14 protein-coding genes are annotated in these 19810 nt (G+C 42.2%); 10 read left to right on the top strand and 4 right to left on the bottom strand.

The annotated features are described in order from the left end of the window. Positions 1 to 9 precede the first annotated feature (9 nt). From BJP34_RS09575 to BJP34_RS09560, 4 genes are all read left to right on the top strand, one after another. Positions 10 to 843 carry a DUF6765 family protein gene (locus BJP34_RS09575; protein WP_149030880.1) on the top strand — a complete coding sequence of 278 codons (834 nt, stop codon included), beginning with the start codon at positions 10 to 12 and terminating at the stop codon, positions 841 to 843. 214 nt (positions 844 to 1057) lie between these two features. After that, on the top strand, positions 1058 to 2731 hold the full coding sequence (locus BJP34_RS09570) for a PfaD family polyunsaturated fatty acid/polyketide biosynthesis protein (RefSeq protein WP_070396580.1): 1674 nt from the start codon (positions 1058 to 1060) through the stop codon (positions 2729 to 2731). Between the two features lie 208 nt (positions 2732 to 2939). Continuing rightward, positions 2940 to 4166, top strand: a complete 1227-nt coding sequence (locus BJP34_RS09565) for a hypothetical protein (protein ID WP_070392151.1) — start codon at positions 2940 to 2942, stop codon at positions 4164 to 4166. A gap of 61 nt (positions 4167 to 4227) precedes the next feature. Next, positions 4228 to 4515 carry a 2Fe-2S iron-sulfur cluster-binding protein gene (locus BJP34_RS09560; protein WP_070392150.1) on the top strand — a complete coding sequence of 96 codons (288 nt, stop codon included), beginning with the start codon at positions 4228 to 4230 and terminating at the stop codon, positions 4513 to 4515. Positions 4516 to 4966: 451 nt separating this feature from the next. On the opposite strand, the gene BJP34_RS09555 is transcribed toward BJP34_RS09560, so the two are convergent. Continuing rightward, positions 4967 to 5722: a hypothetical protein gene (locus tag BJP34_RS09555; RefSeq protein WP_229424309.1), complete on the bottom strand. Its 756-nt coding sequence runs from the start codon at positions 5720 to 5722 to the stop codon at positions 4967 to 4969. 524 nt (positions 5723 to 6246) lie between these two features. Between BJP34_RS09555 and BJP34_RS09550 the strand changes: the two genes are divergently transcribed. Together BJP34_RS09550 and BJP34_RS09545 are read left to right on the top strand one after the other, a co-directional pair. After that, entirely contained in the window at positions 6247 to 7878 is a 1632-nt protein-coding gene (locus BJP34_RS09550; protein ID WP_070392149.1) for a hypothetical protein, read from the top strand. Positions 7879 to 8027: 149 nt separating this feature from the next. Then, complete coding sequence (locus BJP34_RS09545; protein WP_070392148.1) at positions 8028 to 10379, top strand: tetratricopeptide repeat protein; 2352 nt, start codon at positions 8028 to 8030, stop codon at positions 10377 to 10379. 165 nt (positions 10380 to 10544) lie between these two features. Here the strand turns inward: BJP34_RS09545 and BJP34_RS09540 are convergent, their stop codons facing one another. Together BJP34_RS09540 and BJP34_RS09535 are read right to left on the bottom strand one after the other, a co-directional pair. After that, positions 10545 to 11654: a cyclic nucleotide-binding domain-containing protein gene (locus BJP34_RS09540; protein WP_070392147.1), complete on the bottom strand. Its 1110-nt coding sequence runs from the start codon at positions 11652 to 11654 to the stop codon at positions 10545 to 10547. Between the two features lie 195 nt (positions 11655 to 11849). Continuing rightward, positions 11850 to 13484, bottom strand: a complete 1635-nt coding sequence (locus tag BJP34_RS09535; RefSeq protein ID WP_070392146.1) for a cation:proton antiporter — start codon at positions 13482 to 13484, stop codon at positions 11850 to 11852. 96 nt (positions 13485 to 13580) lie between these two features. Between BJP34_RS09535 and BJP34_RS09530 the strand changes: the two genes are divergently transcribed. Both BJP34_RS09530 and BJP34_RS09525 read left to right on the top strand, forming a co-directional pair. After that, positions 13581 to 14822 carry a tetratricopeptide repeat protein gene (locus tag BJP34_RS09530; RefSeq protein WP_070392145.1) on the top strand — a complete coding sequence of 414 codons (1242 nt, stop codon included), beginning with the start codon at positions 13581 to 13583 and terminating at the stop codon, positions 14820 to 14822. 480 nt (positions 14823 to 15302) lie between these two features. Next, on the top strand, positions 15303 to 16070 hold the full coding sequence (locus BJP34_RS09525; RefSeq protein WP_070392144.1) for a hypothetical protein: 768 nt from the start codon (positions 15303 to 15305) through the stop codon (positions 16068 to 16070). A gap of 57 nt (positions 16071 to 16127) precedes the next feature. Here BJP34_RS09525 and BJP34_RS09520 read toward each other — a convergent pair whose 3' ends face one another. Next, positions 16128 to 17105: a metal ABC transporter substrate-binding protein gene (locus tag BJP34_RS09520; protein WP_070392143.1), complete on the bottom strand. Its 978-nt coding sequence runs from the start codon at positions 17103 to 17105 to the stop codon at positions 16128 to 16130. A 319-nt stretch (positions 17106 to 17424) separates the two neighbouring features. Between BJP34_RS09520 and BJP34_RS09515 the strand changes: the two genes are divergently transcribed. Further along, positions 17425 to 18243: a metal ABC transporter ATP-binding protein gene (locus BJP34_RS09515; protein ID WP_149031391.1), complete on the top strand. Its 819-nt coding sequence runs from the start codon at positions 17425 to 17427 to the stop codon at positions 18241 to 18243. A 285-nt stretch (positions 18244 to 18528) separates the two neighbouring features. Further along, positions 18529 to 19416, top strand: a complete 888-nt coding sequence (locus tag BJP34_RS09510; protein ID WP_070392142.1) for a metal ABC transporter permease — start codon at positions 18529 to 18531, stop codon at positions 19414 to 19416. The last annotated feature ends 394 nt before the right edge of the window (positions 19417 to 19810 follow it).

The raw sequence follows: 19810 nt of genomic DNA, 5'->3' as shown, positions 1-19810 counted from the left end.
TCTACCATCGTGCTAATTCTCTGCTGGGTGTTACCTACAAATGCCTTCAACGAGTTCTACCGCAACGGACTCAAAGGACACAGTACCTTTCATTACGAATTTACCCGCACCCTAGTGCGGGCAGCGGGTTTCTCGCCAGAATTGGCAGAACAGATTGCAGTTACCAATCAAGCTGTGGACTCAGTTAATTTTACAGGTTACAACGGCACCAAGGTGCGTCTCACCAATACGGGACGCTTTAGCCAGTATAGTCAATACTGGCACTTTCCCCGACGCGGTTGCACTGATTCATTCGGTGTGTCCTATCCCACTGACGCCAGCGAATGCAACACTTGCAACTACTTCACGGACAGTTCCGACTCCTGTCCAAGGGGAATCCCAGAGTTAAATAGCATGGACCAGTGGGCTATTTACGGCAATTCTGACGATCTACTGGTAACGCCTAAATACTCTTTGAATAGTCGGAGATTCAAAACTGTACCGGCAAGCTCTATCACGGCTTTAGCGATTTTTCTCCATTCCCTTGCTGATTCCTATTCCCATGAACGCTGCATGGAAACTATGCAGCTGCGGGAGCACAAACCATTTCCTGCAGAGTGCAATGTCTTGCTCTGGCATCTGGATTTAGAGTTTGGTGGTGGTGATCCAGGTGTGGCGTATACCAAAAATGCTGCTCGTGCTGTCTTTAAGGCTGCCGTACACTATATAGCCCAGAACGAAGAAGGTGGTGATCCGCTGTGGAGCTTTGATGAGGCGAACAACTTTATTGAGCAGTTTGCTGAAATAGAATCTCCTGATGAGCGTGCCCAATTTGCTATCGACACCTACAATGATCTCTTATAACCTGAGAAAAACATTAATAGGATAAAGGTTCTGTATCAATTAACTAGCCTGATTTGATATCAAGTCTGGTAGCAGTAAAACCCAATTAAAATAAGCTATCGGACTTGATATTACCAAAATTTGGACAGGTAATTTTCATGCCAATCTACTAAACTATAATTATTAATTTAACCAAATCAGCTGTATTATAATGACTCAAACTAGTTCTAAACCAATGACTGCTTTAGATAAACCTCTAAGCAAAAATAATAATCAAAAAGATAATAAAATTGGATTTTTTAATTGTTTCTATGGTCAAAATCAAGGTTGGAAAGGGGATTTGGATGGGATAGCATTTGATGATCGAGGAATTAAGGCTAAACTGCTAGATTTAGAAAAGTCCTGTTATATCGTTAGATCCCAAGGACAGATTGGCGTAACCCAAGAAGGCTACTGGTATCCTTCCGAAAATGGCAAGAGCTCTCAAGTAGAACTGCTGATGGCAGTTCCACCAATACAAATTCAACAGTTAGGCGATCCCAGTTTTTTATCCTTTCATGGGGTAAAATCTGCCTATGTTACTGGAGCGATGGCTGGTGGAATTGCATCTGAGGAGATGGTCATTGCTCTCGGCAAAGAGAGAATTTTGAGTTCATTTGGTGCTGGCGGATTAAGTCCTTCCCGCCTGGAAGCAGCTATTAAACGTATTCAACAAGCCTTACCCCAAGGTCCCTACGCCTTTAATTTAATTCATAGTCCCAGTGAACCTGCGATTGAACGCCATGCTGTTGATCTATTTCTCAATTATGGTGTTAAAACTGTAGAAGCGTCTGCATTTCTAGATTTAACTCCCAATATTGTTTATTATCGAGCTGCTGGATTAGGACTCAATACCGCTAATCAAATCGAAATCAAAAATAAAGTTATTGCTAAAATCTCCAGGAGAGAAGTTGCTGCGAAATTTCTCCAGCCTGCTCCAACACAAATCCTTAAACAACTCGTTGAGCAGGGATTAATCAGTGAGCTACAGGCAACTTTGGCAGAAAAAGTTCCCATGGCAGACGATATCACCGTAGAAGCTGATTCAGGTGGTCATACAGATAATCGGTCTTTGGTTTGTCTGTTACCTTCTATCTTGGAATTGAGGGATGAAATTCAGGAAAAATATGGTTATGAAAACCCGATTCGAGTTGGAGCTGCTGGTGGGATTGGTACGCCACAATCAGCCTTAGCTGCTTTTATGATGGGTGCGGCTTATGTTATGACTGGCTCTATTAATCAGTCTTGCCTTGAAGCTGGAACCTCTCAACATACTAAGGAAGTGTTGGCTAAAGCTGATATGACTGATGTCACCATGGCTCCAGCAGCAGATATGTTTGAAATGGGGGTAAAACTTCAAGTCCTCAAAAAAGGTAGCCTCTTCCCCCTACGGGCCCAGAAACTCTTTGAGTTATATAGAAGCTATGACTCGATTGAAGCTATTCCTATCGAGGAAAGAGAAAAACTGGAAAAACAAATTTTCAAGAGAAAAATAGAAGCTATCTGGGAGGATACCATAGCTTATATATCCCAACGAAATCCTGATAAAATAAAACAAGCTGCCAATAATCCTAAGGTAAAAATGGCTCTGATTTTTCGCTGGTACCTAGGATTGTCATCTCGTTGGTCGAAGTCAGGGGAGAAAGGCAGAGAAATCGATTATCAGATTTGGTGCGGACCTGCCATGGGCAGCTTTAATAACTGGGTGCAAGGGTCTTACCTCGCTGCTCCAAACAATCGCAGTGTGGTTGATGTGGCTCACCACATCATGAATGGGGCTGCATTTTTACACCGAATACAAAGTTTAAAAATTCAAGGACTACAAATGCCAGATTACTACAGTCAGTATCGCCCAGTTCCTCTTTCCTAAATTGTGAATTTTTCATTGTCGATATTGTCAACCTTAGTAATTGGTAATTAGTAATTGGTAATTGTGAGTACTATTGCTCCATTATCCATTACCAATTACCACGTTTAGTATAAACAATACTGCAGGGGAATGGAGACCATATAACTTATATATTACGTATATTACGTATATTACGTATATTACGTAATTTTTACCTAAGGATAATAGTATGCTAAAAACCCATAAAGCACCAGAAAAAGGAAGTCAATTTTCAACTCCATCAGACAAGGTTGTCCATGGTCGCAAGAATCTTAAGCTGATGGATGTTAATTATCGGCGTAACACTGAGTCAGATTACACCGAAAAGATAGAGGAGTTGTATAAAAACTTTGATTATAGCAGCAATAGCGATTATTACTGGGGTGAACCTGAGCTTTCAATGCTGTACGGTAGCCCCCTCTATGAAGCGGCTTCACCCTCACAACAAAAAGCTCTAAACCATCTTTATTGGGCTTTGAATTACTATTTAATTGCTGCTACTGAAACGAATACAATTTTATTTAATGAAGTTACAGCAAATGCCTTCTTTCCCTTTGATGATTACGAAGTTATCTGCCATGCGCTAGACCTTGAAACTAATCAAGAACGTTACCATGTTCGTGCCTTTAACACTATTGGTAGTAAGACAGAGTTAGCCCTAATGGGCGAAACAGTTTTTCACTGTCCTAGGTCAACCAAACCTAAGGAAATGGATAAAACATTAGCTGCTTTTAAAGGGATGGGTGGACGTACAAGCTCTCGTTTGGGAATGCAAGTGTACACCATCAGTATCAGTAATTCTCCTTTTCTAGCGAGCCAGTACTATACTGCCCGTGGGATCGGCAATTTAAATCTCAAAAATAAGGAATATAGTTTTTCCCAGTTATATAAGAGATTAGAGAAAAATCGTGAGTTTATTCCCGCTCCAACAGCAGTTTCTCGTTATCATCTACTAGACGAAAGTTTCCACACCGCAACGTCTCAGTTAATGTCCCACGAAATCTATAAGGATTTCCCTCAGCCAAACGCCTGGGAGAAGTACATTGGTAACCAAACGATCCACAGCTTACAAACCGATGTGTTTAATGGCCTATCTACTACACTCCCTGGTACCTTTGGTGGAAATCTTATGCCTATGGTGTATAAGCTCTTGCAAACACCTCTATTTAGCATGTCTAAGCAAGAAGCACTACTGATGATGGAGAAGTGTTTCTGTCAGGAACATCAAGGCTTACATGTGGCAGCTAAATATCACCAGCGTCTTCTATCGGATATCCGCAAGTTTCTCGAAGGTCTAGACTATCTGTCACCTGTTAATCGCGAGATGCGTCTGATGGCTTCATCCGGTTCAGTTGAAAAAGCTGTTGCAAATAACATTCGAGAGTTTAAGCAGTTCTCGAGATCCGTTAAGGGTTAGGTCAAACTTTTGCCAGCTCCTGCTCCAGTAATGTTATACATGAGATACCCAAATTGTTGCTATGGTGAGTATTCACGTTGAAGACGATCAACAAACCCTTGAGGTCGAACCTAACCAAAATCTAGCTGAGATCTGCGATGAGCATCCCATTTCCCTTCTTTTTGGTTGTCGGGAAGCATCCTGTGGCACCTGTCTAATCGAGGTAGTCAGAGGCATTGAACACCTGTCACCTATCACAGCTGATGAGCAGGATTTGCTGGATGTGTTAGCTCCAGACAATCCTCACGCACGTCTAGCTTGCCAGTGTGTTGTGATGGGCGATATTAGTATCAGTACTCTCAAGGGGTGAGGGGATGAACAGGTGAGGGTTAGTAAACAGCTAGAGAAAACGTCGCAGAGTCTACCAAAAACTCTTATTATTTGTTAAACTTAAATTAGGGTAACACCGACAGGGATTATTATGTAACTTAAATTAAAGCCGAAAACCAAGGGTTTAATAGTTGCGCTCTCTATCTCGGTGGAACCAACTTTGTTGACATTTTTATGGCGCTCGCGGGATATTCCGTCACAGAAGCGCGGAGATACCCCCTTGATGTGAAAGCATCTTGCATTGGCGGACTAAAGTTTATCTTGGTAGACTTTGGTAGCTAAAAAGTATCGGGATAAACAGGTCAGGAAAATTCCCTTTCCACAGTATCTTTTGTCCAAGCACAAGAACGGAGGGATGGAGTGATCACTCCATCCCTCCATCACTCGGTCACCCGATCACCCGATCACCCCATCACTCCTTAAACCAGATATCATTGTAAAAACTCAGGAGTTGAAAGGGGAGCATCGATTCGACGTTGACTAGGCTTGTCAAGTTTATAAATAATCGGTGGTTCTGGTAGCAGCAGATACCGCTTGCCCCAGCCATCATTAATATCCTCAGGTCTAGGTTCAGGTGGTTTACTCTGACCGGTGGGTAAGGCAACGGACAGAACTTCACGTGCCTGGACATACCGTTGACCATCGGATGTATTGTTGATCAGGCTGCTTGCTAAGGTTATTCGCTGCTTCTTTAACTGCTCTTCTAGTTCCCAGAGGGACTCTTTGGGGGCGAGGGTGGCTACAAAGGTTACTTCCTCTGCTGGTTTTAGTGATAACCCAAGTTTGGACTGATCCATTTGCCAGACTTCTTGAAACTCACCGTCTGGTGCAATTTGCCAGAGTTCCAAGTCGGTGTGCCATCTTCCCTTCTTTACATCGACATTTTCATAAGCCAAAATTGAATAGATAAAATTTGCCTCTCTGTTGAAAGAGAGCTCTTGATTAGGGTGCAAATAGCGAATCGCTGCTACCGTGATGGGAATTTCCTCGGGAAGATTCGTGGTTCCTGCTACGGTGTAGATCCCTGGACGGTCTGATTTGGTTACCCTAAGCTGAAAAATTGCTTCGGAAGATTGACCGAGTAATCGATTAGTTAATTGCCGTCCTGGTAATGGAAGCTGGGTGCATCCAGTACTTAATAGTAAGAGTATAAAGATGCTAAATACCCCTTTTAAAAAATGGGTCATGTTTTGTTTGACTATTTTTTTTGTCCAAATAAAAATAAAGGTTTTGTGCATAGCCGATAGTTGCATAAAATTGTGATTAAAATAAATTCTAACCTGTTAAAATTTATTTTGCTCAAATTTATTTATGATGATTAAGGCTTCCTAGGTTTAATTTTTAGTCATTTAGATTTTTTTATGTTATAGTTTTCTCAAAAAAATTAAAGTCTTTAAACTAGTTTTAGTATTTATATGATGAATAAGTTTGCTTTAACTATCCCCTAATTAATAGGTAATTAGTATTTTTTTATTGTAGGAATTTTAGATTAACATTAAGTTCAGTACCATTGGTATTCAATAACATTTATGAATTTTCAAACCTTGTGCTCTCGGATTAAACCTAAGATTATGAACAAAGTTATCAAGCATAATTCTATGACATAATTAGCCCCAATAAAAAAAATGGAGCAGCTTTTATCGGCTGGTAAAACATTTATTTGCCATAAATTTTAACTAAGCACAGTTATATTTTATTGATTGTGGTGCTCATGAGAGACATAAATCAAATCCCTATTGCTATTGATACTCATCAACCAAGCATGAGCGCCTCAAAGCGTTCGGTTGGGCTAAGTTACTTATTATCCATTGCCTCGACTTCCGCCTTAGAAAAATGGGGTTTTATAGCCCCGATAACCCTATCAATTTTGTTAGGTGTTGCTAGTCTGAAAACAGAACCAGCCCATGCTCATTTTTCGGGGCTATGTGCTAGTCTTCCGGATCAAATTGTTTCGGAAAAACCTCTTAGCCCTAAGAGCGAAACGTCGAAACCATCACAGAATAATGTCTGGAGCAACACAGACCAAGACCGGCTGGACAGGTTCAACTCTACCAATTTGTCTGAGAAGCCTCAGGAGGACTGGGCTGTTAAGGATTCATGCACGAGGATCAAGACTAGGTTTCAAGCAAACCCGAACAGCCAATACTACTCGGTTAGTAGCGGACAAGAATTTGGTTGTGGCTACACAAAGGAAAGCTGCCTGAGGTACTTTGATAGGACTGTAGGTTTATCCAAGCAATATGACCCTAAGAGCTTCCAGCCCAGTGAAGATGATTGGCTATCGATTGAGCCTAAGAAGCTGGCACAAACCAACTTTGAGGAAGCACCAGAGCGTCCATTAATTCCAGAGATTGAACCTAAGGATGATAACCCGTTAGCTCCGACCCTAAACGTACAAGGTGCCTTTCTGAATCAGGTAGACACATCAGCGAGACTACGGCTGCAAGGAACTTATCCCCTTTCTCCCCATGCTTTGTTTGGTGCCACAGTTGACCTCACCACTGGGGATGGCTTTTCCGACACCGAGGAAACGGGATTAAGTCTTAATGAACTTTACTTTACGACTTCTGTACCTAGCTATTCTAATCTCCGCTTTGTGGTTGGTCTAATGGATTTGACATCTTATTTTGACCGCAATAGCTTTGCTAAAGATAGTACGACCCATTTCTTTAACCCGGTGTTTCAGACGAATCCTGCTCTGGCAGCAGCTGGTATTGCGTCTCGTCCGGGGGTGCTACTCAACTGGAATTTAACCGACAACCTGGAAGTAAGAGCTGCGGGCTTTTCTTCAGACCGAGACCTGGATGATTTTGCCTTTGATGGGTTTTCTTCAGAGCTAGCTTTCCGGGTAGGTACAGCAATCATTCGGGGGACTTACCTATCGGCTCGGGATGCTCAGAAAGATGGATTCCAGGAAATTTTTTCTTTGAACCGAGGGGATAACGAGTTTGGTCCGAAGTCCTCTGACCGCGAAGAAGCTTACGGGATTAATGGAGAACTATATATTCCTGCTCTCAAGATGGGACTGTTTGGGCGCTATGGTTGGTACGAAAATCTTGATTTAGAGGAAAGCGGGGATACCTACAGTGTGGGTCTGAACCTCTTAGATTTGTTTATGGATGATGACCGACTAGGGCTTGGCTATGGTCGGCAATTGTCTAATGATGACTTGCGCCAGGACGAAGGTAATAAAGTACCAGATGTTTGGGAATTGTTCTATGACGTGCGTGTTTCACCTAATGTGCGTGCAGGTGTGACTTTGCAAGGACGAGATGAGTTTTCAGATACAATTCTTGGTGTTCGAGTCAGGGCTGATTTTGATGTGAGTAATCTGTGGGATTGAGTGCTGAGTAATGAGTAATAGGTTTTTCAAGCTACTCGCTAATAGAATTGCTGACATAGATAGAACATAGACACTGATTCATCCTTGATAGTTTACCCTTGATAGTTTATCCTTCATCCTTGATAGTTCATACTTCATCCTTTTGACCAATGAATAACAATTCTCTTGGCAAAAAAAATTTCCACTGGCAGCGTTGGTGGGTCTTTTTGATGGTTTTTGGGTTAGCAGGAGTATTAATCTTCAGCCCAGTTGAATCGGTGGTGCCAGCGCTCCAAGCACAAGTTACTTCTGCAGTACGCCGAGGTTACTCTCTTTTAAAGAAAGGATGGGTGGATAATGCGATCGCAACCTTTGAACAAGCTCTAAAAGGCTCTCCCCAATCGAAGGAAGGGAGGTTAGGTCTAGCGATAGCGTATCAGCGAGCAGGGCGAGATGCAGATGCTTGGGCTGCTTATCAACAAGTCTTAGCCATCGACCCAAACAATAAAGAGGCTCTCGAAGCAGTAGGAGAATTGGGAGGTTATCGTCCTGAATGGCAGACTGATGGGATTGAAGCCCTAACCACTTTATTAAACCTCACTCCTAATGATACTGGTGCTCGTGCTCAGCGGGCTTTACTGCTTGGCTACCAAGGTCGTTTTCCGGAAGCCCTAGATGATTATGAAATTGTGCTGGAGAGCAATCCTAGACCAGAAATTATTCTTGGTGCTGCTCAAATCTATACCTATAGTGGTGACTATCAGCAAGGGCTGGAGCTATTTGCTCGTTACCAAGCTAGCGGTAAGCCAATTCCGGGAAATGCAGCGGGAGCCTATGCTCTGGCTCTACGAGAAACTGGGAATCCTGCTCAGGCGGTACAGGTATTGGAAGCCCAGCTCAATCAATTTTCCCAATCCTATGGCAATGATACCTATCTACGGGCTGATTTAGCTCAAGCTTATCAAGCCTCTGGGCAACTGACAGAAGCTTTGTCTGTCCTAGAACCGTTGCGAGGGAGGGATGAGGCGGCTTTACCCTTAGCCAGGGCCCTTTCAGAAATTGGTCGTCGTGAGAGTCGCTCTGACCTAACCGAAGACGCGGTTACTCTCTACCGTCAGGTGCTGGCCTCAACACCAAAGCCATCTTCTGCTTTAGTCAGGGAAGTGGCTGATGTGATGAGTGAGCTACCAAGCCAGTGGGCATCAGCTCTACAGCTTTATCAGCAGTTGACCGAGGAGCAGTCGAATAACCAAAGTTTTTTGGTGAAGTCGAATAACCAAAGCTTGTTGGTGAAGCAGATTATTTTAGAAGGTAAATTGGGTCAGTTATCCCGAACTCAACGGCGACAGCGGCTGCTTGAGATAACCCAAACCCTACCGAGTGAAGCAGCTCAGCAACGAGATTTAGCCCAAGCTTTGTTGCGTCTAGACCCTCCTGACCCAGAACTGCTTAGTGTTTACCAAGATTTGCTGGCTACAGGGGTAGATGTACCGTTTTTGCATTTCCGTGTTGCTCAGATTTTGATAAAGCAGAATCAACTAGCCCAGGCAACAATTGCTATTGATAGTTACAGGGCAACGTCTACTGGTGGTTCCGACCAGAGTACGGAATTATTGCTAGCAGAGATTGACCGTCGCCAGGGAAATCTCGATGCCAGTATCCAGCGGTATCAGAGAATTATTCAGAGTAACCCAAATAATAATTTGTTCAATGGTGCTTTGCGGGGGTTAGCGGGAATCCACATTGCCCAAGGTGATCCACAGAAAGCTCTGGTTATCTATGACCAGCTGCTATCTCGCGATCGCAATGATTTATTAGCCCAGCTGGGGCGTACTAGTGTGGCATATCAAACTAAACGTATTGACCAAGAGGAAGCGGAAGGGGTACTCAATCAATGGCTACAGACTCAGCCTTCTATTGATCCACCGCCGGAATTGTTGAGTTTGGTGGGTACTTTGCCTGCTGACCCACAACGAGAAACCCTGTACATTACTCTACTAGAGGTCTCACCAGATAATGCTCCTGTACAATTGCGACGGCTACAGGTTTTAGCACAGCGAGACCCTAAGTTAGCTAAAGCTGAAATAGCTGAGTGGATTGCCGGTAATCCTGATAATATCGATGCCTACTTTGTGCAGGGAGAATTGGCTATGGGATTTAGGGATTTGCGATTAGCTAGCAACGCTTACGAAGAAATTTTGGAACGGGAGCCTGATCAAATTGGTGCCTTACTAGGGTTGGCAGGAATTAACTTTACTCAACAGCACTATGCTAAGGCAACGGGGCTTTATCAACAGATACTAGAACTGGAGCCAAAGAATTTATCGGCTCGCCAAAACTTGGCTGAATTAAGTGTTGCCCAAGACTTTCCGTTTACAGCCCTCCAACGGTTTGAAGGACTCAACTCGGAAGAGAAAGAGTCTACAGGGACAGTTAATCCTAAGCTCGATAATCGTATCCTGCGGCTGGAGGTAGATATTCTAAAACGGCGAGGTTTTCAGCCTTATTGGGAGCGGTACTAATACCCTTTCAATTTAGTTTTTAGGATTAGGGCAAGATGTTAGCTTTTAGGTGTTAGCTTTTAGGTGTTAGCTTTTAGTCCTTAAAGCCTAGCACCTGATAGCATTTCGATTTTATTTCTGAAGCAACCACCCTGTTTCAATAAGACTTGAAGCTAGTTTAAAATCTCAAATTAAACTTATATATATAAATAGATAGCCAAGAAGGTAATGGACTAATGATACCCCTATCAAATTGTAACTACGTAGGTAAATTAGACCAAATATTTCCCCAGCAACCAATGTAACTAGTATCGCTTGAGTTCCTAGGCTAACGTGAAACATTCCAAATAAAATTGCTGCAATAAAAACAGAAAAGTAACCTTTTTCATCTAGGAGAAATCGTTGCAAAGCTGTTTGCACAGTAGCTCGGACAAACTCTTGCATATAAGAGTGTATAAAATAAGTCAATGACATCACGGATACTAAAGATATCGGAAATTTTAATATTTTTGATGTTAATTGATTTCCGGTCGTAATTAGATCTATTCCAAACGCTATTAACCCTATTAATATAATTCCTATTCCACTGATTATCAAGCCATGTAAAACAGATTTATTAAAATTTATTTTTGTCACTCCTACTTCATCTAAAGAAATATTAAACTTTTTCAAGGTAATTAAAGCAGGAATGACTATTACTACAAGATGTATCCAAATAAACGCAACTGAATAAAGATTCATAAAATTTGGCAAAAAATCATCCAAACATGAATTAATCAGTATTGCGATCAGTGCCATCACTAATATAATGACGAAAAACAAGCCAAAATTATTGCGTTCTTTTAGCTGGTCGATTTGTTCTTGGAGATTAGCTGTATATTGAGTAGTCCAATATCGTAGACGCTTACTGACGTCATAAGTTATTGCTTCATCTATAATCTTGATGATTTCTTGAGCGTCATCGACATTCTCGAGAAGCTGGGTTCTAGATAAGATATAAACTTCAGTATTCGGTTGTGCTATTACAGAGCAAGTTCTAGGTCCTTCATCGAAGAATGACATTTCTCCGAAAGTTTCCCCGGCTAGGATTTCTCCAAATTTAATATTTGTATTAGTACGGGTTTCAACTTTCAATAAATCAACGGCTCCTGAGATAATAAAGTAAATTTCACTACTATATTCTCCTTCTTTGACAATCAACTCTTCCTGAGAGTATTTTTTAATTTCTCCAATCTTCTCTACCTCTTTTAACTGATCTTCTTTCAGGTATCCTAAAATATCAAACTTCTCTAACATGGATTAATACTGCCCATTTGAGGGTAACAATAAATCAAATCAACAAATCAAATCAACGACTTAGTCGCTGTTTTTTTTTAAAGTATCAAAAAATGATACAGATGGCAAAGCCATAATTTAAAGAATTATGACTGTGATATATTTTGCTCTTTACTTGCGTATTACCACTGACATTATAACGGTTTGGGGTTTATTTTAAGAGCGATTGCTTTTGTGGTGGGAAGCTTCAGAGGTTCGTTCAACTTCTTCAACCAAAATTACTGGAATTGGACTGGTTTCTAACACTGCCTGAGATACGGAACCGACCAGGACTTGCTGCCAGGGTTGATGTCCCCGTTTTCCGATCACTATATCTGTTACTTGATGCTCTTGGGCTATGCGAACAATTTCTTTGGGAATCGAACCGGTTACGGTAATAAACTGATGCCGAATATCCAAGAGCAAGCGTTTGGTTTGGTTCTGTAACTGCTTGACTTCTGGCTGATTTGATGTGGTGATCACATGTAAAACAATAACTTCCCCATTACTTCGTCTTGCTAAATCTGCTACTTTAGTTAATACGTGGGTGGCTAAACTAGAGGTATCGACAGCGGCTAGTAGGAGAGTATGAGAGGCAACGGTTACTTTGGTGGGGTCTACAGGGTCTTGGGATAAGAGTTTAGGGGCAAAGGTGGGAATTGCCCAAGCCCCTAGGGGTGCGGTAATCAAAATCGAGAGGGCTGCGATCGCTAAAATTGTCTGACCTCCTTCTAGCCCTTGACTCAAGGGAATACCACCAATGGCTGCTTGTACTGTGGCTTTTGCGGAGTTTCCGGGCAACAAAAACAGTTTCTCTCGCCAAGTCCAATTACTGCCCAATGTGGAGAGATACCACCCGACCATCCGACCGATACATAACCCAATGGCTAGGATTACAATGCCAGGTAACAGGGTTGTTTCTAATACCCGAAGTTGGATACTAGCTCCCATCAAGACAAATAGAATAATCTCTGCTACCACCCACAGATGGTTAAATTCTACTCGCAAGCGTCGTGCTAAGGGAGGGTCTAATTGTATTAGGAAAAATCCCATTGCCATGGTAGCTAAATAGCCAGAAAAGTATGGCATACTTTTAGCTAACACTACTAATAATAAGGCAAGTGCTGCGGTAATTAAGGTATCTTGGACGATAGTTTCGGTCCAATTTTGTTTGGTTAACAGGAAAATAATTAATTGAGCAGCGATATATCCAATTAAGACACCAAGGGCGACCTGGATTAGAACTTGCAGGGGTAGGAACTGGAGAGCATTACTGTTGATTGTTCCCTGTGCCAAGAAATTCACCATCAAACTGAACAGTAGCAATACTAGGACATCGGATAAGGCACTCCCAGTTAGAATCACATCTGGTATCCCTTTAGCTACGCCCCAGCCTAAACTTTTGAGTCGCAGCATTCCTGGCACAATCACGGCGGGGGATTCTGCTCCGACTACACAGCCTAGGAGTAATCCAGTGGGAAAATCGAAATTAAACAGTATCATGGCGGCAACAGCTACTGCGATCGCTTCGGTGATGGCGGGCAAAATGCCTAACCTTAGCGCAACAGTTCCTTGCTCCAGGAGTTTCTCAAGATCCAATCCCAGTCCTGCCCGCATTAAAATGACCATAACTGCGAAGGTGCGTAGGTCATCAGCCATAACTAGGACTTGTGGTGCGATCGCATCCCCCACTTCTGGTCCGATCAGGATACCCACCACAATCATACCAATCAAAGGAGGTGCTCCCAACCGACGGGCAAGTTGACCCCCAAAAAAGCCCATCAATAAGATCCGAATTGTACTGCCTAGCATCCGAAATGTTCGCGCTCGTATATAAAATGTAATTACTTGTCGCTCAATTATGAAAACACAGTTGATTCGGATTGGCAATACTTGATATCAGTTGTTATGAAAATCAAGCCTAACCTTGCTATTACTTTGGCTACTTTACTGCTATCAGTTGAGGGGGCAATTGGTCAACCTAATTCATCATTTCCTAACGCTACACCACCGACTCCACTACTTTCGGAGCAACAACGGGAAGAAGTGGAAAGGTTAATTAATGATCATCTAGAGAAAAGTTACACAATTCGCAATCAGATCCAATCGGAAGTTCATCGAACCTTTGACTGGACGATTAACCTGCTCAACCTTTTAATTACAGTACTAATCGCTATTCCTATTGTTACTAGTCTGGCAGTGCTCTTGCTACGTCGTAGCATCATCAACCAATTAGTGTCTGAGACGCAAAAGCAATTTCAAGAAGAAGCTGAACAGAAAATAAAAGAGCAAATTGATGCTGAAGTCACTACGGAATTAAAACGACAAGTTGAAGCTTTTAAGCAGGAGCTGGAAACCCTTAAATCTGATTTAGTTTCTCAACTCCAGCATCTAGTTGTGGCTGCTCAACATGAGAAAGAGCAGATTTTTAACGAAATTTCTCGAATTACTCCCTCCATTATCCAAGAAGAATTTGTTGCTCCAGAAGTCCAACAAAAACTGGAAGAGCTAACTAAACAGCTGGAGTCGTTAAAGTCTGCTAATCCCCAGCTCTACTTAACAGTTGATGACTATATCAATCAAGGGCACGCTCTGTGGATTGAAAATCGCTATCAAGATGCGATCGCATCCTATCAAAAAGCGCTTCAGCTCCAGCCAGATTCCGATGTGGCTTGGTCAGGAAAAGGCCAAGCCCTGCAGAGATTAAAGCGATATGACGAATCCCTGGCTGCCCATGCCGAGGCGATTAAAATTAATCCGAACAACTTTAGGAGTTGGTTTGGACAAGGTTATACTCTCAGATACATGGAACAGTATGAAGAAGCACTTATTTCCTATGATCAGGTTATTCAGCTCAACCCAGATTTTCATCATGCTTGGAACCATAGAGCCTATGCCTTGATCAAACTTGGTCGCTATCAAGAAGCCTGGAAAAGTTTGGAAAGAGTACGGCAGCTAAAATCAAATTCATCTAATCTTTACTACAACGAAGCTTGTTATTATGCCTTAAACGGTGAGATTGACTCAGCAATTGCTAGTCTAAAACAAGCGATGAGTTTGAATGATAGACTTAAGTCTATCATTAATATTGATGCGGATTTTGACATGATTAAAGACGATCAACGGTTGCAAGACCTAATTAATCCATAGATCTGACCATTGTATTTATCTCTTCGTCTACCTTTGCTGGCATCTAGAGAGTAGGTAGCTACTGGTAGTGAGCAGATAGTTTAAGGGTTTTAAAATTGCCTACATCGTCTCATTCCTTACATCCCCTAATCCATTCGTTACCCCATCTGCTCCATCTACTTGAGTGTACAAGTTATCGGTATGATAGCTTAGTTGTTTGTAATTTGGTAACTTATAGCACATTTCTTCTATTTTATTTTGTCCAGCCAATTCCCAATTTCTAATTTTTCAAGCCAAAATATTAAGTAATACCATGTTGCATTCCTTGGGGTAACTATGTTTAAGGTTGACCGTTGAGGGTGAAACGTTAACTATTAATAGTCAAATACTAGTCAAATACTAGTCAACAGCAACGGTAATCCTATCAGTAAATTACTACTTTGACCGCCACTTGGTATAGGCCAGTTAAATGGGTGACTACACTAGACAAGGAGAGTGGCCGTGACAACCCTTAAAAAATTAATCGACCAAATCAAGACAGAGTTATCTGACGAATTCAGTCAGCGGTTGCGCAAAATGCTCATGAACCAGGACAAAGAGTGGTTAGTAGAGCAGATCATCTCATTAACCTTGAGCCGAGACAACCAATTGGTCTATGGCATACAACCGCCAACTACCCAGAAGCTAGCTCTAGCCTTAAAAGATAAAGAAAGAAAACACCGGGCTAGACTTGAACGCATCTCTAAGATAGAGCTTGATGAGGACAAACTAGCCCAAATTATCAAGAGGTATAAGAGACTAGATCGGGAGCAACTCGAAGCAGAAGGATACCTAAACAATCCTCCTCAAAAAGGGACAGCTCTAATTACTAACACCGAAAGGAGTAGTAAGGGTAATGAAGTTTTGCTTGAAGCTAAAGATGTGTTTTACGCACTGCTCTTTGGGGATGAAGATACTAATGTTCGATTTGATCGAGTAGAACGGGAACTGTTGACCTTGATCGTACCAGAGCATAAATTCCAAGTTATAGACTTTATGGTAGCGGTAACCCAAATAGGAGGAGAAGGAACCTGGAAAGATCCTAATAATGTCTCCAATGACGACCGGGAAAAAAATATTATCTTGCAAACGGAATACGGTGAAGTAAAGAGCGAACTGATTAGTGAAGGGTTACTGGCTACTGTGAAAATGATCAATAATCTGGAAATAAATGAACAGGTACTTTATTTTCGGATGATAGATGTGGAGCAGAGTTCATTGATTGCTTAAATGATTGAAAACTTAAACAAGTCTCTGGCAAATAGCCAACTGTATTAGTAAACTACATTACTCAACTGGATTAAACGTTTGATAGTTGCCTCCTAAGGCTTCCACAACTGTGTGAGTATTAGTGATTAACATTTTGATGTAAGTATCAGCTTCACTACCTGGTACACCTAAGGAATCAGAGTATAATTCTTGTGGTGCTAACTTCACTCCAGCTTCCTGGGCCACAGTGTTGATCAAAGCTGGGTTGATCGTGGTTTCGGCAAAAATCACTGGAACCCCAATTTTTTTGATAGCCTCTGCCAAACCCTTGACAGTCTGAGCACTGGGTTGTTCCTCAGTATTCATGCCAATTAAGGTTCCAGCCACTGGTATGCCATAGGCACGAGCATAATATTGAAAAGCATCATGAGTTGTGACTAGGTAGCGGTACTTCTGAGGAATAGTTTGAATCTGCTGGAGAATCCAAGCATCAAGCTTTGTCAATTCAGCAGTTAGCTGTGCTGCATTCTTGGTAAATTCTTCCTTGTCCTCCGGTGAGAGTTCAATCAACTGGTCCCGAATGGCATTGACCATTGCGATCGCATTTTTAGCATCCCCCCAAACATGAGGATCCGGTTCCTTCTTGCCTTCGTATTCAAAATCCAAGGGTGACACCACTTCCCCAACCGCAAAGCTCTTGACCTTAACCCCAGCAGACTTAATCAGTTTAATTATTGCTGGTTCTAGATTGTAGCCATTGTATAAAATCAGATTAGCTTGTTCCAACGCAATAGTATCTGCTGGGACTGGCTCATAGACATGGGGATCTGCTCCCGGTTTTAGGATACCCGTCAGTTCAATTTCATCTCCTCCTACTTGTTTCGTCCAGTCAGTAATGATAGTGCTAGTGGTAACTACATTCGGCTTATCATCGCCATCAATACCACTCTGGTTTGTTCCGGTGGTATCACACCCACTTATCCAGACTCCTAAAATGATTACTACTGTCAGCCACCATTGGCGCTTTATACTGTGAGACTGAGTAATTACTCTCAACCGCTTTGCTCCAATTCAAAATTATCAATTCAAAATTCAAAAATACCCCACGAAGGAATTCAGGGGATTGAAACAGCGATCCAGCCCGGTCTTGGGGGTTCCCCCCATGAGCGACTGGCGTTCCACAGGACTTACAAGGTGCGGGCGCAGGTGACCCACACAGACCCATGCGCCATGAGCAACTGGCGTGGAAACCCCCTCATGAAGGCGCTACATGCCTAAGAAACTGGGTTTGCAGCATAAGTCTTATCATATTCTTTTCATTTTTCATGGTAAACTATTTTCATATTTGTTTCATTTTTTGTTTCCGGAACCCTCTATGCCAGATGCTGCCTCGGTTCATCACCTTGCTTCTCCTAAGAGGAAACACCAAGCTGGATATACCCATGTGTCCCAGACAGGAACCATTACCCTGAGGCAACTGGGTGTACACTACCGCCTAGTAGAAGCACTCAGGGATATCAACTGTGAGATCAAACCAGGACGATTAACTGGAATTATTGGTCCGAATGGTGCAGGGAAAAGTACTTTGATGAAAGCCATGCTGGGGTTAGTTCCCACTGCCACGGGCTTTGCTGTGTATCAGGGAAAACCGTTGATAGAACAGTTAGAAAAGGTGGCTTATATGCCACAGCGGACGCAAATTGACTGGACTTATCCCGCGACTGTCTGGGATGTTGTGCTAATGGGTAGAGTCCGGAAAACAGGATGGTTTCGTCGCTTTTCTACGGTATCCCGGCGGATCGCAGCGGATGCCATCGAACAAGTTGGGATGGGGGATTACCGCAATCGTCCGATTGGACAGCTATCGGGAGGACAGCAGCAGCGCGTCTTTCTCGCTAAAGCATTAGCTGAACAAGCAGATATATTCTGTTTTGATGAACCGATGGCTGGTATTGACAAAAAAACTGAAGCTGTAATTTTTACTATCCTCCATCAACTCGCCGATGCCGGAAAAATTGTGCTGGTAGTTCACCATGATTTGGGAGAAGCAATGACTAATTTTGATGATTTGATTTTGTTGAATCGGGAGTTAATTGCTAGTGGCTCTAGGCAAGAGGTATTGAGTGCAGCTAATATCCAACAGGCTTATGGTGGTCAAGTCGTTTTTTGGTTAGATCCAGTTGCTGTCAAGTGAAAGAAGGCAAAAGGCAAAAGGCAAAAGGCAAAAGGCAAAAGGCAAAAGGCAAAAGGCAAAAGGCAAAAGGCAAAAGACAAAAGGCAAAAGGCAGAAGGCAAAGGTAAACTGGGCTCTATCTTTCTTATTTGATTTCACTAATATACGCTTTAATTATACAAGATATTAGCAAAAATTATCCTATCCTATGCTTGATTAACTCTTGCCTCTTGCCTCTTGCCTCTTGCCTCTTGCCTCTTGCCTTTCCTGAAGGGAGTATGTTCACAATTCAAAGAAAAATACTATATGTTAGATGTTTTAATTGAGCCGTTGCACTATGGGTTTATGCAGCGATCGCTAATTACTGCCGTGTTAGTGGGCATCGTTTGTGCGGCAGTTGGTAGCTACCTCATGGTACAGCGACTTGCCTTACTTGGAGATGCTATCAGTCATTCTGTACTACCGGGATTAGCGATCGCATTTATGATCGGTGCTGACATTTTTGTGGGAGCCTTTATTGCTGGGGTGGTTAGCACTGTGGTGATTACTTGGATCCGGACGCGATCGCAAATCAAAGAAGATGCCGCCATGGGGATTGTGTTTTCCGCTTTCTTTGCCCTCGGTATCACCTTAATTACGGTGATGCAGAAAGATAACAAAATTGACCTTAATCACTTCCTATTCGGTAATATTCTGAGTGTCACCAATGAAGAAGTGATCAATACAGCCATTATCACCGCCATTGTACTATCAATCATTCTCCTGCTGTACAAAGAATTAATGTATTATACCTTTGACCCATTAGGGGCAAAAGCAGCAGGTTTACCAACTAACTTGCTGAATTTTGGTCTGATGATCTTGATTGCCTTGACCATTGTCGCTAGCCTCAAAGGAGTTGGAGTCATCTTGGTGCTAGCCATGTTAATCACACCAGGAGCAACAGCTTACTTATTAGTCAATCGGTTGCACCAGATGATGATTTTGGGTTCAGCCCTTGGGGTAGTAGCTAGTATTACTGGTATGTACCTGAGTTATTTTTTTAATCTGCCTTCTGGACCAGCAATTGTTTTAGTAGCTTTTGGTTTATTTATGCTGGCATTTTTGTTTAGTCCCAGTCAGGGAGTTTTAACTCATCCCAATACTCAGTTAGGACAAGCACAAATTTGGCAGGAAATTAAGCGGTTGTGGCGTTGATATAGCATTTTTATTTCAGTTGTCAACATAGTCTACCTTGAGAAAGGCAAAAGGCAAGAGGCAAGAGGCAAGAGATAAGAAAGTATATAGGAATTTTTGGTAATGGAAAGAACTGTCATCTTTTTTTTCCATTCATTTGGAAATGCTATATCTGGTATGGGATTGTGATTCGCGCACCGGCAAAAAGGGAGGTAGAAGGCAGAAGGAAGGGAGTATGGTTTAATCGGAGATGGTTTTTTATCACTAATCATCCGGACATAATATCATTCATTGCTGAGTATCGCAACAAGAAAAAGAGGGGGAAGATCACCGAAGTTGGAATTCTGTGATCTTCCTATCCTCATCTAACAATAATTCTGCAAAAAAATGATTTTATGGTCCCGCAAGCTTTGCT

Source organism: Moorena producens PAL-8-15-08-1, assembly GCF_001767235.1.
Classification (GTDB): Bacteria; Cyanobacteriota; Cyanobacteriia; order Cyanobacteriales; family Coleofasciculaceae; genus Moorena; species Moorena producens_A.
This window is presented reverse-complemented; position numbering and strand designations above follow the sequence as displayed.